This is a genomic window from Rhodoferax sp., from assembly GCF_018780565.1.
In the GTDB taxonomy this organism is placed as follows: Bacteria; Pseudomonadota; Gammaproteobacteria; order Burkholderiales; family Burkholderiaceae_C; genus Rhodoferax.
Map to the genome: position 1 here is coordinate 44,442 of NZ_JADMJN010000001.1, position 14,363 is coordinate 58,804.

At 56.4% G+C, this 14,363-nt stretch carries 11 protein-coding genes; 7 read left to right on the forward strand and 4 right to left on the reverse strand.

Annotation, left to right across the window (positions count from 1 at the left end; translation table 11 throughout):
* Window positions 1-21: 21 nt before the first annotated feature.
* The 3 genes from IV109_RS00210 to IV109_RS00220 form a co-directional block, all read right to left on the reverse strand.
* On the reverse strand, window positions 22-1,959 hold the full coding sequence (locus IV109_RS00210; protein WP_296690685.1) for a caspase family protein: 1,938 nt from the start codon (window positions 1,957-1,959) through the stop codon (window positions 22-24).
* Between the two features lie 190 nt (window positions 1,960-2,149).
* A complete protein-coding gene (locus tag IV109_RS00215) occupies window positions 2,150-3,337 on the reverse strand; it encodes a Y-family DNA polymerase (protein WP_366834189.1) in 1,188 nt (395 codons plus the stop codon).
* A gap of 98 nt (window positions 3,338-3,435) precedes the next feature.
* Window positions 3,436-3,831 carry a MerR family DNA-binding protein gene (locus IV109_RS00220; RefSeq protein WP_296690688.1) on the reverse strand — a complete coding sequence of 132 codons (396 nt, stop codon included), beginning with the start codon at window positions 3,829-3,831 and terminating at the stop codon, window positions 3,436-3,438.
* 83 nt (window positions 3,832-3,914) lie between these two features.
* On the opposite strand from IV109_RS00220, the gene IV109_RS00225 reads away from it, so the two are divergent.
* Genes IV109_RS00225 through IV109_RS00235 form a run of 3 tightly spaced genes read left to right on the forward strand, consistent with a single transcriptional unit; the run spans window position 3,915 to window position 4,763 of the window.
* Window positions 3,915-4,256 (forward strand): mercuric transporter MerT family protein, encoded by a 342-nt coding sequence (locus IV109_RS00225; RefSeq protein WP_296690689.1) that lies wholly within the window; start codon window positions 3,915-3,917, stop codon window positions 4,254-4,256.
* A gap of 10 nt (window positions 4,257-4,266) precedes the next feature.
* The gene (gene merP, locus IV109_RS00230; protein ID WP_296690691.1) at window positions 4,267-4,548 is read left to right on the forward strand and encodes a mercury resistance system periplasmic binding protein MerP; all 282 of its coding nucleotides are present in this window, start codon (window positions 4,267-4,269) and stop codon (window positions 4,546-4,548) included.
* An 8-nt stretch (window positions 4,549-4,556) separates the two neighbouring features.
* Window positions 4,557-4,763: a GDCCVxC domain-containing (seleno)protein gene (locus IV109_RS00235; protein ID WP_296690808.1), complete on the forward strand. Its 207-nt coding sequence runs from the start codon at window positions 4,557-4,559 to the stop codon at window positions 4,761-4,763.
* Between the two features lie 18 nt (window positions 4,764-4,781).
* Here the strand turns inward: IV109_RS00235 and cadR are convergent, their stop codons facing one another.
* Window positions 4,782-5,264 carry a Cd(II)/Pb(II)-responsive transcriptional regulator gene (cadR, locus tag IV109_RS00240; RefSeq protein WP_296690693.1) on the reverse strand — a complete coding sequence of 161 codons (483 nt, stop codon included), beginning with the start codon at window positions 5,262-5,264 and terminating at the stop codon, window positions 4,782-4,784.
* A gap of 85 nt (window positions 5,265-5,349) precedes the next feature.
* Between cadR and IV109_RS00245 the strand changes: the two genes are divergently transcribed.
* The 4 genes from IV109_RS00245 (at window position 5,350) to IV109_RS00260 (ending at window position 14,355) form a co-directional block, all read left to right on the forward strand.
* Entirely contained in the window at window positions 5,350-7,635 is a 2,286-nt protein-coding gene (locus tag IV109_RS00245; protein ID WP_296690697.1) for a heavy metal translocating P-type ATPase, read from the forward strand.
* A gap of 630 nt (window positions 7,636-8,265) precedes the next feature.
* The gene (locus IV109_RS00250) at window positions 8,266-9,543 is read left to right on the forward strand and encodes a TolC family protein (RefSeq protein ID WP_296690700.1); all 1,278 of its coding nucleotides are present in this window, start codon (window positions 8,266-8,268) and stop codon (window positions 9,541-9,543) included.
* A 2-nt stretch (window positions 9,544-9,545) separates the two neighbouring features.
* Window positions 9,546-11,144, forward strand: a complete 1,599-nt coding sequence (locus IV109_RS00255; protein ID WP_296690703.1) for an efflux RND transporter periplasmic adaptor subunit — start codon at window positions 9,546-9,548, stop codon at window positions 11,142-11,144.
* Window positions 11,145-11,160: 16 nt separating this feature from the next.
* On the forward strand, window positions 11,161-14,355 hold the full coding sequence (locus IV109_RS00260) for a CusA/CzcA family heavy metal efflux RND transporter (RefSeq protein ID WP_296690705.1): 3,195 nt from the start codon (window positions 11,161-11,163) through the stop codon (window positions 14,353-14,355).
* The last annotated feature ends 8 nt before the right edge of the window (window positions 14,356-14,363 follow it).

Below are 14,363 nucleotides of genomic sequence, written 5' to 3' on the forward strand. Positions count from 1 at the left end.
CCCTTACCAACCCATTGGACCCTATCGACGGAAATAAAAATCACCAACAACTTGATCATAGATTGCCGGTACTTGCTCGTGGCCAACTGACCTGGCTATGCCAACCACTTCATTTCGGACATTGCGAACAACCTTATCAATACTCACTCCAGACTTCTGCATTTCTTTTAAAAATATGCGCGTAAAAAGTCCGTTCTTACTCTTGTCCGTGGGCCCCAACTTATCCAGAGCTCTCTGGCCGGCACCGGCCGAGAAAATGACCATTTGCCCAGTCGCTGCTGTAGTAGGCGAAAGGCCGCGACCGCCAATATTGCGTCCCACACTTTTAAAGGGATTGTCGCGACAGGCATCAATCATTGCCAACGTGAACTTTGCTTTGCGCTCATTCATGTCGTCCAGTACTCGCTGCAATTGAATGCCATCGTCTTTAATTTCCTCTTCGCTCTCACCAGCAATATCGATCGGCAATAGATAGTTCATAGCGCCAATTTGAACGCCATGTCCCGCGTAAAAAATCATGACCTCGTCACCGCCTCCTACCTGCTCCTTAAAATTGCGCAAGGCCAGTTTCATACCTTTTTCGGTCAAGTCCAGCTTCAACGTCACTTGGTAGCCCAACTGGGTGAGACTCTCGGCAATCGCTCTAGCATCCTCACGGGCATTAACCAACTTGCTCACTTGCATGTAGGAGTCGTTGCCGATGACCAATGCTCGTCGATTCGCAAAAACGATGGTTTGATCGGAGCTGACTTTTTTCTCTTCGAGGCCAGCGAGTTGTTGGCGCAACTTTGCAACTTCTTCATCACGCAGACGGGCCGTCCTCAGTAATTCATCCCTTGCGCGAGTTTCTTCGGCGAATTCCCTGGCTCTGGCTTCTTGAACTCGACGTTCTTGCTCTTTAGCGGCTGCTAGCTGCGCAAGGCGCGTTTTTTCATCGGAAATGGCTGCCTGATCCAAGCGAGCTCGCTCCCTTTGAGCATCCTGAATTTTTCCGTCCCCTACGGAGGTAGAGGGCATCACCTTCTCTTCCTGCTTCAAACTTTCAGAAGTCGACGCTACAAAACCCGAATTCAGTGCCACGACATCGCGATCTCTCGTCGCCTCGATCGACACCATACTGGTGCCACCTAGAACTGCATCAAAGGTACTAGTTTGTTTGGTCTTAAAGATGCGACCGCTTATGATTTCAATGTCATGCAACCCAGCAGTCAGCAGCAGCTCATCATTGATCAAATGCGAAAGAGGTATCTCCGTCTTATTTAGATTTATGACGGTGCCGTCCTTCGGCGAGATTTTCTTATCGACCATAAATTGAACAGGCCCCACATTCATGAGCCGCTTAGTGTCGATCTCTTTTCCCGAAAAAATGCTTTTCAAAACCTCAGCGCGGGATGCAAAACCAACCTGATTCGCTTGAGAGGAATCTGTAAACTGGTCCAAATTTCGTATTCTTGTCAGCCGATCATCCTGAACTCTCAACAAAGTCCACTTGACTGGTATTTCCAAGCTACCACCCTTGGTTATGGCTAGCGTTTGGCCCTTGATGACAGCTGAACCAGTTAATGGATTGGCCGCAGAAGACTCCCAGGGATATCGAGATGAAATAACCGAGAAAAGCCCCTCAGAGTGAGCCAGTACGATCCCGACCTCAAATTCATTTATTGATCCGCTGAAAAGAACAATTCCATCGGACGGTGAAACGATGGGAGTCAGAGGCTTCATCAAAATAGTTGACGAGGCATCCCCTCCTGTGGAGCGGGCAATATAAATCACCTGATTCTCAAATTCCGCGGGCCAACTCCAATTGGCTCGTGTCAATGACACTTTGCCGCTTTGGTCCGGTTGTGCAATCTCTTGCTTATCCGCAACATGAGCCAGATCTGCAGCGAAAACTGTAGTAAGACCGAATATCAACAAATGCAACACAACAAGCATGCCGCTTTTGAATTTTGAATTCATCATCAGTCTCTCCAGTTTCATTAAGCTTACTCGGTTTACGCACCCGCAACGAATGGCAATTGCCGTCTGATGCGGTTTAAGTTTGAGTCGTTGTAAGCCAGCTCATTGCATCGACCGGGTGAATACAGGATCCCGGTCTGTCACATGGTCAATGGAGAAATGGCAGTCAACGCAGAGCCCTCGGATCAATTTAAGCTCTAGCCACCGGAATATCCGCCCACTTAGTCGTGTACCCCGGCGTTCTGCGCTCTTGCTTCATCGACCAAACCCGTCGATCACCCTCCAATCCAGCACTGCCCATCAGCACGGTGCCCTTGCCGTAGCGTTGGTTCAGTCCATCCAGCGCCGTCATCAGCTGGGGGCGGTACTCGCTATGGTCATCTTCCAGGTCGAGTTCACCCTGTTGTTGGTGGTCCGGCTGCAGGTCCAGCAACATGACACCCGCCTTGGCGTACTTGAACCCATCTCTATAGATGCTCTTCAAGGCATCCAGGGCTGCATGGACGATGGCTGCGCTGTCAGCACTGGGGCGTCGCAGCGGTAGCACCGCCGAGCGGCTGTATTGCGGTTCAGACCTGAATGGACTCGTTCGGATAAATACCAATACCTGGCCGGTCTGGCTGTGCTGTTTACGGACCTTCTCTGCCGCTCGGGACGCAAACTCGGTGACCGCCTCGCTGAGATGGCTCAGGCTGGTCACCGGATGCCCAAAGGACCGCGTACAAGCGATCTCCTTCTTGGGGGCCGGATGGTTCTCCAGATCAATGCAAGGCGTGCCTTGAAGTTCTCTGACGGTGCGTTCCAAAATCACCGACCAGTTGCCCCGGACGGTGGCGGGGTCCAATCGAGTTAAGTCCAGGACCGTATGAATCCCGGCTGCGATGAGTTGTTTGCTGATCTGCCTGCCAACGCCCCATACCTCATTGACCGCGGTTGCGGCCAGGACCGCATCAAGCGCGGCTGGCGTCAGTGATTCCAGGTCGCAGACCTGTGCCAGGTGGTCCGGGTAGCTGCCAAGCTTGCGTTCAGCTGTCTTGGCGATGTGGTTGGCCAACTTGGCCAGGGTCTTGGTCTTACCGATGCCAATGCCACAGGGTATCCCCACCCACTGCAAGATGCGAGAACGAATCTTGTGACTGCGCTCCACCAGGTCACCCCGAACGCCGGTGAGGTCGATGAAGCTTTCGTCGATCGAGTACACCTCCTGCGCTGCGCCCAAACCAGCGGCCAGATTCATCATCCGATCCGACATGTCGCCGTACAAGGCGAAGTTGGCCGACAGGGCCACCAGCCCAGACGATTCAGCCAGGTGCTTGATCTTGAACCACGGTGCCCCCATGGCAATGCCCAGGGCCTTGGCTTCGTTCGAGCGGGCCACCGCACAGCCGTCATTGTTTCTGAATGACCCTAACTGTTAGTAGGCTATATACGCCTATGCTCTATCGTCAATTTGACGACTAACAATTTTTGCAGGAATTAAGTGCCAGCCAAAGTGTCAATGATGGGGCATGGTCCAGATTCGACTCCGTTTTCGCAGCGCTTAGACAAGTCAGTAAGGGTCTTCTTCATGCGGCGCAGGTCAGCAATGCGGGCATCAATCTCCTTGATCTTGTGCTCAGCCAGTTCCTTGGTTTCGCAACAGTTTTTTGCTTCTTCAAAGCTGAGAAGACTGCTGGCCTCACCCAACGTGAATCCCAATGTTTGTGCGCGCTTGATGAATTTGACTCGTCGGACGACCTCTTCGCCATACTTGCGCTGCCCGCCCTGCGGGAGTAAGGGCTCAGCAATCAGACCAATGCGCTGGTAATAGCGGATCGTGTCGATCTTTACACCCGCCGCATTGGCCGCTCGGCCAATTGTCATCTCGTTCATGGCATTTCCAAATAGTGCTTGACTCTGGACTCTAGTCCAGACTTTACATTAGCCTATCCCTTGTTGGGTTGGAAGGATTTGTGATGGACATTAAAGTCAAATCTTCAATGGCCGCGGCTGCGCTGGCAGCCATTGGCGCCTCTGCGTGTTGCGCTGGACCTCTCATCCTTTTGTCGCTCGGCATTGGCGGGGCCTGGATTGGCAACCTGACCGCGCTCGAGCCCTACCGACCCATCTTCGTGGCCTTGGTTGCGGTGTTCATGGTCATGGCTTGGCGACGGCTTTACCGCGAGTCGACGTGCGCCACCGGAGATGCCTGCGCCATCCCTGAGGTGGTCGCGCGGCAACGAACCATCTTTTGGGTCGTGTTGGCAATGGTCTGCCTCATGGCGGCATCACCCTGGCTTCTTCCCTTCATCTTTTAAGGACACCACCATGCGTTCATATCTTTTGGCCCTCTCGATTTTCCTTTCAATCAACGCTTTCGCTGGAACGCCAAAGACAGTCACCCTCGACATAAAGAACATGACTTGTGATCTTTGTCCCGTGACGGTCAAGAAGGCTTTGGAGAAGACGCCTGGCGTCGCAAAAGCCCAAATCGACTTCGCGAAGAAGACCGCCACGGTCACCTTTGACCCCGATGTCGCCACCGTGGCGGCTTTGACCCAGGCCACAACCAATGCTGGATACCCCTCCACTGCGCGGGAGGTCAAGTGAGCAACCCGATTCAAACCACATCGGCCCTGACATGTCCCGAATGCGGCCATGCCATCAAGCTTGAGATGCCGACGGACGCCTGTCAGTTTTTTTACGAATGCGAAGGATGCAAGGCAGTGATGCGCCCACTGCCTGGAGACTGCTGTGTTTTTTGCAGTTATGGAGATGTGAAGTGCCCGCCCATTCAAGCGGAGGCCGCCTGCTGCGCGCGTTAGTCAAACCGTAGTGGGTTGTCAGTGCTTGTGATGCGACTTGTGCGCGCCGCTGGCTGCGTGAGAACCATGAACATGCCCCTCCCGCCCATGGCCTGATACAGGCGATTTTGCAATCTCTGTCAATTCATTGAGAATGCCGCAGTGCTGGGCTTGCTGGCCACCCAGGCAGGTCTCGCGCAGGCTTTTGAGCTGCTTTTCCAAGTTGCGCAGCTCCTTGATCCGCTCGGCCACGTGTCCAATGTGTTCATCAAGCAGCTCATTGACTTCCAGACAGTTTTCAGTCGGCGCGTCCTTGAATCGCAACAGAACACGAATCTCATCCAGCGTCATGTCCAGTCCACGGCAATGGCGGATGAAGGACAAGCGCTCTGCGTGGGCTTCACCGTAAATGCGGTAATTGCCTTCACTGCGACCGGGTTCGGCCAGTAAGTTCTCGCGTTCGTAGAAACGGATGGTTTCGACTTGCGTGTTCGTGAGAGCGGCCAGTTCGCCAATTTTCATGGGATTTCCTCGAGGGCTTGACTCTGTAGCGGCTACAGGGTTTTTAATACTGTATCGCCTCGAATGCCGTTAAGCAAGGACAACCATGAGCCTCCCAAACACCGAAGAACCCAATGTCAGCCCATCCTGCGGTTGTGGGAGCGTCTGCGGGTCCGAACCCATTTCGCTAGCCCCACCTAAGCAGGAGCCAGAAGGCATCCCCGTATTTCACATTCCATCCATGGACTGCGCGTCGGAGGAAGGAGAGATTCGCCATGCCTTGGCAAAGCTTCCAGGACTGCGCAGCTTGAGTTTTCAACTGGGTGCGAGAACGGTTGCCATCGACGCGCCTGCTGAATCCATACCGCAAGCACTGGATGCCATCCGTAAGGCAGGATTCAAACCGGTTCCATTGTCAACATCCAATGTGAACGGCGATGGTGAAGAAGCTCGTGTCGACAAAATCCAAGCCCATGATCTTCAAGTCGTGCACAAAAAAGGCGGCTTCGCGCTTCCCGAAGGCTTGCCCCGATACGCCTTGGCATTGGTCCTGGCCTTTGGCGCCGAATCGATTTCCTTCTTTGCACCCGATTCATTGATCTATTCGGGCGTCGGCATGGCTCTCTCAGCCGCCGCCATTGGCTTGGCCGGATTTTCGACTTATGTGAAGGGTTTGGCAGCACTGCGCAATCTGCGTTTGAACATCAATGCCTTGATGACCGTCGCCGTTACGGGCGCCTTCCTCATTGGTCAATGGCCGGAAGCCGCCATGGTGATGGCCTTGTATGCGATTGCCGAACTGATCGAGGCCCGCTCCGTGGACCGCGCCCGCAATGCCATCAAGGGACTGCTGGACATGACCCCTGAGAAGGCCGAAGTCAAGCAAGTCGATGGTTCATGGGTGGAGAGTCTGGTCAAAGCCGTCGCCATAGGCGCAATCGTTCGGGTCAAACCTGGCGCGCGTATTCCGCTGGACGGAGTGATTGTTGCTGGGACCACTTCCGTAGACCAATCCCCAGTGACTGGCGAAAGCATTCCTGTTGACAAGGCCATCGGAGACCCCGTGTTTGCGGGCACTATCAACACCACGGGCATGATTGAGGCCAGAGTTAACGTTGCGGCCAATGGCACTTTGCTGGCCCGCATCATCCATGCGGTCGAACAGGCCCAAGGATCGCGCGCGCCCACGCAGCAGTTTGTGGACCGCTTTGCCTCCATCTACACGCCCGCCGTTTTCGCGCTGGCCTTGGCCGTGTGCCTGCTGACGCCTTGGTTGCTGGACTGGACATGGATGCAGGCCATCTACAAAGCCTTAGTGCTTTTGGTCATTGCTTGCCCCTGTGCGTTGGTGATCTCCACGCCCGTGACGGTGGTGAGCGGACTGGCCGCTGCCGCGCGACGCGGCATCTTGATCAAGGGTGGCATCCACTTGGAGGGCGCCCGCAAGATCAAGGCCATCGCGCTGGACAAGACCGGCACCATCACGCAGGGCAAGCCCAAGCTGGTGGCGACCGAAGTTCTTCCTACCGACCAGAAGGATTCGCAAGTCTTGCGTTGGGCATCGGACTTGGCAGGGCACTCTGACCATCCCGTGTCCAAAGCCATTGCCCAAGGCCTGGGGAATCGAGGCAGCGGCCCTATCGAGGGATTCACAGCCATTCCGGGACGCGGCGTCGAGGCCAAAGCCGATGGTCTGACATTGATTATGGGGAATCACCGCCTGATCGAAGAACGCGGCCTTTGCAGCCCACAGATCGAAGCGCGCTTGGAGGAGAATGAAGCGCGGGGCCGCACGGTCACGATGTTGGCGTCATCAACCCAGGTGCTGGCGATCTTCGCGGTTGCCGACACCATCAAGGAGAGTTCGCGCGAGGCCATCGCCGATCTCCATGCCCTTGGCGTGGCTTCGGTCATTCTCACGGGCGACAATGTCGCCACCGCCAAGGCCATTGCCAAGGTGGCTGGCATTGACGACGCGCGTGGCAATTTGCTGCCCGAGGACAAGCTCGCCGCCATTGAGGCGTTGCAAAAGCAATATGGCTACGTCGCGATGACCGGAGACGGCATCAACGACGCCCCTGCACTCGCCCGCTCCAACATTGGCTTTGCCATGGGCGGAGCTGGAACCGACACCGCCATGGAGGCAGCAGACGTGGTGATCATGAACGACGATCTGCGACGCATTCCCGAAGCCATCAGGCTTTCGCGCAAGACCCAAGCCATTCTGTGGCAGAACATTGCCTTGGCTTTGGGCATCAAGGCGGTGTTCTTGCTACTGGCTTTGTTTGGTGGGGCGACGATGTGGATGGCGGTGTTTGCAGACATGGGTGCAAGCCTGCTGGTCGTTTTCAATGGGTTGAGGGTACTTCAAAAGCAAGCAAATACGTTATAAATCTATAGATGCTAAGATCATCGATATATGCATAAATGGTTGGCAATCCTTTTGTTGGTATTTATGCCGCTACAGCTTAGCTGGGCGGCTGCAGCTAGCTATTGCCAACACGAAACCAGTGCAACAGCCAAACACTTTGGTCACCACGAACATCAGCACAAGACTGTGGATGGCAAAGACGCATCCTCCGATCCAGCCAAGTCCATTGGTGGTGATCCTGATTGCGCGTCCTGTCACGCGGGATGTTTCTCTGCCTTGCCCGGGGCAGTAACGGTAGCATCGCTCACCGACCCAACTCTGGGTAGAGCAGATTATCGTGCTCGTCTCTCGCCGCCCCCTTCCGAACGCCTCGAACGCCCGCAGTGGCGTGTCCTCGCCTGATCGGCGGGGAGCGCGTTCCTTTCCTTTCGTCATCACTAATTCGCGGATACGCCTAGCGCGTGTCCGTGTCAAGCCGACTCGTTCGGTAGACGTGATGACGTCGTAGGCGATCATTTGGATCGCTCTCCGCCGATTCCCTCGTGTATTTGAATATCACTGGAGAATCGGATGTTGAAGAGTCATTGCAATCACAAACGACGGGTGTCAGTTTCCGTCCTTCGCACCTCAAAAGTTGCGGCTGCGACGAGCTTGCTCGTTGCGTTCACTGCAGGGGCAGTTTTCGCTCAGGCGCTGCCAGCAGCACAAGACAATCATCCAGCCGTCAAAAGCGGCTTGCAGATCGAAACAGCGACGATCCTGACGCTGCAAAAGGCCGTCGCGCTAGCCTTGGATGGCAATCTAGACCTGGCTGTCGCAAGGCGGGAAATCGAGGCAACGCAAGGTCAGGTGATCCAGGGGCAAGCTCGCCCCAATCCCGAACTGGCGTACTCGCTGGAAGACCAGCGGGCAGCAACCCGCACACAAAGTGTGCAGATCAATCTGCCCGTCGAAATGGGTGGCAAGCGCGCGGCTCGTATCACTGCGGCAGAGCGAGGACGCGACATTGCGGTCGAAGAACTGAACTTGCGCCGCGTCGAAATTCGTGCCGCCGTGGTCGCTGCCTTCTTCGAGACTTTGGCGGCACAGGAACGTGCAGCATTGGCTCAAGCCAGTGTCGATCTGGCAAAACGCGCTACTGATGCCGTTGCCAAACGTGTGGCAGCGGGCAAGGTTTCTCCGGTCGAAGAAACCAAGGCACGGGTGGCCGAAGCAGGTGTGCGAGTCGAATTGGCACAGGCCCAGAGCGAGCAACGTAATGCTCGGGCACGCTTGGCCAGTTTGCTAGGGGCCAACCCACCGCGATTTACTCTCGTGTCGGGCAACGTGGAAGAGCTTCCGGCTGTCTCTTCGTTCGACAACGTCCAGCAGCGCCTGTCCGCTTCGCCAACGCTGCGCCGTATGCATCTGGAGGTCGAGCGCCGCAGGTCGTTGGTCGATGTAGAGCGCAGCAAACGGATACCCGACGTCACTTTCAGCCTAGGGGTGAAACGCCCCAACGAACTGCAGCGCGATCAACTGCTGTTTGGTGTTTCCGTCCCCTTGCCGCTGTTTGATCGCAATCAGGGGAACTTGTTGGAAGCGCTGAAGCGCGAAGACAAGGCGCGGGACGAACTCCAAGCTTTGAACATGCGAGTCAGCACGGACGTATTGCAAGCCCGCGAGCGGCTGGAATCCATTCGTGGGGAAGTCGACGTCTTGCAACGGGATGTTTTACCTGGGGCCAAAAGTGCCTACGACGCGGCCACCGTCGGATTTGAAAACGGCAAGTTCAACTTCTTGGAAGTGCTGGACGCACAGCGCACCTACTTTGCTGCCAAGTCTCAATACCTCAAAGCATTGGCTGAGGCGCATCGCACGGCTGCGGACATTGACCGCGTGCTCGGCGAATCTGGCGTAAATGCTACCCAGCCAGCGAATAAGGAATAAACATGAAAATCGATACCAACAAACTGAATGTCAGCAAGAAGCATCTGATCGCCATCGCCGTGATCGTTGCGGCGGGCGCTGTACTGGGCAGCGCCATTCTCGGCGGCAAAGCAACCAAGACAGCCGAAGATGACGGCCACGGTCACGGCAGCCACGTTGAAGCCAAGGCACACAGTGATGGTGAGCATCACGGCAAGGAGAGTGGAGACAAACACGACCACGACAAGGGTCATGCGGACGGCGAACACCACGAGGCCCCTAGCAAGGGGCCGCACGGTGGCAAGCTGTTCAAAGAAGGGGATTTTGGGCTGGAAGCTTTGCTCGCTGAGGAAGGCGGTGAGCCTCGTTTGCGAGTCTGGTTGTATGACAAAGGCAAGCCTCTTCCCACCAGCGCTGCAAAGGTCAGCGCGACCATCACGCGTTTGACCGGAGAGAAACAGACACTCAATTTCGCGCCTGACAAGGACAACCTGCTGAGCCGCGAGGTCGTGCCGGAGCCGCACGCGTTCGAGATCAGCATCGTTGCCCAGACAGCCAACGAACCCTTCATGTTCGTTCTCAACCAAGAAGAAGGGAAGGTCGAACTCAGTGATGCGCAAATCAAAGCGGCATCCATAGGTATCGATACGGCTGGTGCGGCACGAATCAAGTCAGCCCTGCTATTGCCGGGGGAAATTCGCCTGAACGAAGACAGGACGTCGCACGTTGTGCCACGCATTGCGGGGGTAGTCGAGAGCGTGCAGGCCAGCCTGGGACAAGCCGTCAAGAAGGGACAGATCCTGGCCGTCATTGCCAGCCCGGCTGCGTCTGAGCAGCGCAGCGAGTTGCAGACAGCCCAAAAGCGTCTGACGTTGGCCAAGACCACGTTCGAGCGTGAAAAGCGACTCTGGGAGCAGAAAATTTCCGCAGAGCAAGACTATCTGCAAGCAGGGCAAGCGCTGCACGAGGCGGAAGTCGCTGTGGCCAACGCTCAACAGAAGCTCTCCGCTTTGGGCCTAGCCACGGGTTCTCAGGGAGGCCTTAACCGCTTTGAATTGCGTGCGCCCTTCGATGGCTTGGTGATTGAAAAGCATCTCAGCCTCGGCGAAGCCGTCAAGGAAGACGCTGCTGTGTTTACCGTCTCCGATCTGGGGCAGGTTTGGGCTGAGATCAACGTGCCAGCCAAGGACTTGCCGTTGGTCAGAGTCGGCGAAAACGTGAGCATCAAGGCCACTGCATTCGATGCCAGCGCTACTGGCGTCATCACCTTTGTTGGGTCGCTGATTGGCGAACAAACCCGTATGGCCAAAGCCCGAGTGGTCTTGGCCAACCCCAAAGGTGCTTGGCGTCCTGGACTGTTCGTCAATGTGGAAGTGACCTCCTCTGAGGCCGACGTGCCCGTGACAGTGGCCAGCGATGCCATTCAGACCGTCGGCGACAAGCCGGTCGTGTTCCTGAAGGTGAATGGGGGATTCATTGCCCAGCCCGTGCAGTTGGGCCGCAGTGATGCCAAGCGCGTCGAGGTGTTGCAAGGGCTCAGAGCCGGGGCACCGTATGCGTCGGCGGGCAGTTTTGTCGTGAAGTCAGAGCTTGGCAAAGCCTCTGCCGAACACACCCATTGATGCCGGAGCTACGCACATGTTTGAAAAACTCATTCGCGCAGCCATCGAGCACCGATGGTTGGTGTTGCTGGCAGTCATCGGCATGGCTGCTATCGGCGTGTTCAACTACCAGAAGCTCCCCATCGATGCCGTACCGGACATCACCAACGTCCAGGTACAGATCAATACCCAAGCGCCGGGATATTCCCCGCTCGAGACCGAGCAACGGGTGACTTACCCGATTGAAACCGTGATGGCGGGTCTTCCTAACTTGGAGCAGACCCGCTCCCTGTCACGCTATGGGCTGTCGCAAGTGACCGTGATCTTCAAGGACGGCACGGACATTTACTTCGCGCGTCAACTGGTTAATGAGCGCATCCAAGGAGCACGCGACAAAATGCCAGCCGGTATCACGCCTGCGCTGGGGCCAATCTCCACCGGCTTGGGCGAAATTTACCTGTGGACGGTCGAGGCCAAAGATGGTGCAAAGAAGCCCGATGGCATGCCCTACACGGCCACCGATCTACGCGAGATTCAGGACTGGATCATCAAACCGCAATTGCGCAATGTGCCCGGCGTGACGGAAATCAACTCGATTGGTGGCTATGCCAAGGAATACCAGATCGCGCCGATACCCGAGCGCCTAGCCTCGTTGGGCGTCACCCTGCAGGACATCGTGACGGCGTTAGATCGCAACAACGGTAACGTGGGCGCAGGCTACATCGAAAGGCGTGGCGAGCAGTACCTGATCCGGGCACCTGGACAGGTCAAGACGCTGGAGGACATTGGAAACGTCATTCTCAGCAGTGCGGGTGGCGTACCGATCCGGGTGCGTGACGTGGCAGACGTGGGTCTGGGACGCGAACTGCGAACTGGCGCTGCCACGGACAACGGGCGTGAAGTGGTACTTGGCACGGTCTTCATGCTCATCGGCCAGAACAGCCGCACGGTGTCGCAGGCCGTTGACAAGAAAATGGTGGAGATTAACCGCAGCCTGCCCGAAGGCGTCCACGCGGTGACGGTCTACGACCGCACCGTGTTAGTGGACAAAGCGATCAACACGGTCAAGAAGAACCTGCTGGAAGGCGCGATCCTCGTGATCGTGATCCTATTCCTGTTTCTGGGCAACATCCGTGCGGCCATCATCACGGCAACGGTGATTCCGCTGTCCATGCTGTTCACCTTCACGGGCATGGTGCATTACAAGGTCAGCGCCAATTTGATGAGCCTCGGGGCACTGGACTTTGGCATCATCATCGATGGCGCGGTGGTGATCGTCGAGAACTGCGTCCGACGTCTCGCCCATGCGCAAGCTCAATTCGGCAGACCATTGACCAGATCAGAACGCTTTCACGAGGTGTTTCTTGCATCCAAGGAATCACGTCGCCCGCTCCTGTTTGGACAGCTGATCATCATGGTGGTATACCTGCCCATCTTCGCTCTCACTGGCGTCGAAGGGAAGATGTTTCATCCGATGGCGTTCACAGTGGTGGCGGCGCTCGTGGGAGCCATGATTTTGTCGGTGACCTTCATTCCGGCTGCGGTCGCGCTGTTCATTGGCAACCGTGTCAGCGAGAAGGAAAACTTCTTGATGCTGCAAGCCAAGCGCTGGTACGGCCCTCTGCTGGACCGCGTGATGGCGGCCAAGGCTGTTGTGCTGGCTACCGCCGCCGTGGCGGTGGTGTTGTGCGGTTTGATCGCAACACGTATGGGCAGTGAGTTCGTGCCCAGCTTGAACGAAGGAGACTTCGCCATTCAGGCCTTGCGCATTCCTGGCACCAGTTTGTCGCAATCGGTAGCGATGCAGCAGCAACTTGAAGCAACGCTGAAAGCCAAGTTCCCCGAGATAGACCGCATCTTCGCGCGCACAGGAACGGCGGAAATTGCCTCCGACCCTATGCCGCCGAACATTTCTGACGGCTACATCATGCTCAAGCCAATGTCAGAGTGGCCTGAGCCGCGTAAGTCACGCGACGAGTTGCTGGCCGCCGTGCAGGAGGTCGTGGGCAAGATACCGGGTAACAACTACGAGTTCTCCCAGCCGATCCAACTCCGATTCAACGAACTCATCTCGGGGGTGCGAAGCGACGTGGCGGTGAAGATCTTCGGGGACGACATGGACGTCTTGAACAAGACAGCCGAAGAAGTCTCGTCCAAGTTGCAAAAAATCCCAGGTGCGTCAGAAGTCAAGGTGGAGCAGACCACCGGATTACCGATGCTTACAGTCAACATTGATCGTCAGAAGTCCGCACGCTACGGGTTAAACGTGGCTGATATCCAGGATGCTGTGGCCACGGCTATCGGCGGGCGTGAGGCCGGTACGCTGTTTGAAGGCGACCGTCGGTTTGACATCCTGGTTCGTTTGCCCGAGTCCCTCCGCAACGACCTTGAGAGCATGAAACGCTTGCCGATCCCTTTGCCACGCGGCGCAGGTGGCATCGAAGGACGAACCAATTTCATCCAACTGGCCGAAGTGGCGAGCTTCGATCTGGCACCGGGGCCCAATCAGGTTAGCCGCGAGAACGGTAAGCGTCGCATTGTGGTTAGTGCAAACGTGCGTGGCCGTGATGTCGGTTCCTTTGTGGCCGACGCGGCAGCTGCTTTGGCGCAGGTCAAAATTCCTGTGGGTTACTGGACGAGCTGGGGCGGCACTTTTGAGAATTTACAGTCCGCTACTCAGCGTTTGCAAATCGTCGTTCCGGTATCTCTGCTCCTGGTTTTCGTGTTGCTGTTTGCGATGTTCGGCAATGCCAAGGATGGCTTGCTGGTCTTTACCGGCATTCCGTTTGCCTTGACCGGCGGCATTCTGGCGCTGTGGCTGCGTGACATCCCGATGTCGATTTCCGCCGCAGTGGGTTTTATCGCCCTGTCAGGTGTCGCAGTGCTCAATGGCCTCGTGATGATCTCCTACATCCGCAGTCTGCGAGAGGATGGAACGCCCCTGGACGCAGCCATCCGCGAGGGAGCATTGACTCGTTTGCGTCCTGTGCTGATGACGGCCTTGGTGGCGTCATTGGGCTTCATTCCAATGGCAATCGCCACGGGAACCGGCGCGGAAGTGCAGCGTCCCCTGGCCACCGTGGTAATTGGAGGCATCCTGTCTTCCACACTGCTGACGTTGCTCGTGCTCCCGATTCTGTATCGGCTGGCCCATCGTCCAGACGAGGAAATGGAGGATGTCACTGCCGAACCGGTACATCCGCAGGTTGTGGCCGCTTCGCAGAATTCATAAACGAGCCT

Bases quoted from the DNA above. Each gene is read 5' to 3' on its own strand.
- IV109_RS00220 (WP_296690688.1), bottom strand. From the start codon at position 3,831: ATGAACGAGATGACAATTGGCCGAGCGGCCAATGCGGCGGGTGTAAAG.
- IV109_RS00255 (WP_296690703.1), top strand. From the start codon at position 9,546: ATGAAAATCGATACCAACAAACTGAATGTCAGCAAGAAGCATCTGATC.
- IV109_RS00260 (WP_296690705.1), top strand. From the start codon at position 11,161: ATGTTTGAAAAACTCATTCGCGCAGCCATCGAGCACCGATGGTTGGTG.
- merP (WP_296690691.1), top strand. From the start codon at position 4,267: ATGCGTTCATATCTTTTGGCCCTCTCGATTTTCCTTTCAATCAACGCT.
- IV109_RS00225 (WP_296690689.1), top strand. From the start codon at position 3,915: ATGGACATTAAAGTCAAATCTTCAATGGCCGCGGCTGCGCTGGCAGCC.
- IV109_RS00245 (WP_296690697.1), top strand. From the start codon at position 5,350: ATGAGCCTCCCAAACACCGAAGAACCCAATGTCAGCCCATCCTGCGGT.
- IV109_RS00210 (WP_296690685.1), bottom strand. From the start codon at position 1,959: ATGAATTCAAAATTCAAAAGCGGCATGCTTGTTGTGTTGCATTTGTTG.
- cadR (WP_296690693.1), bottom strand. From the start codon at position 5,264: ATGAAAATTGGCGAACTGGCCGCTCTCACGAACACGCAAGTCGAAACC.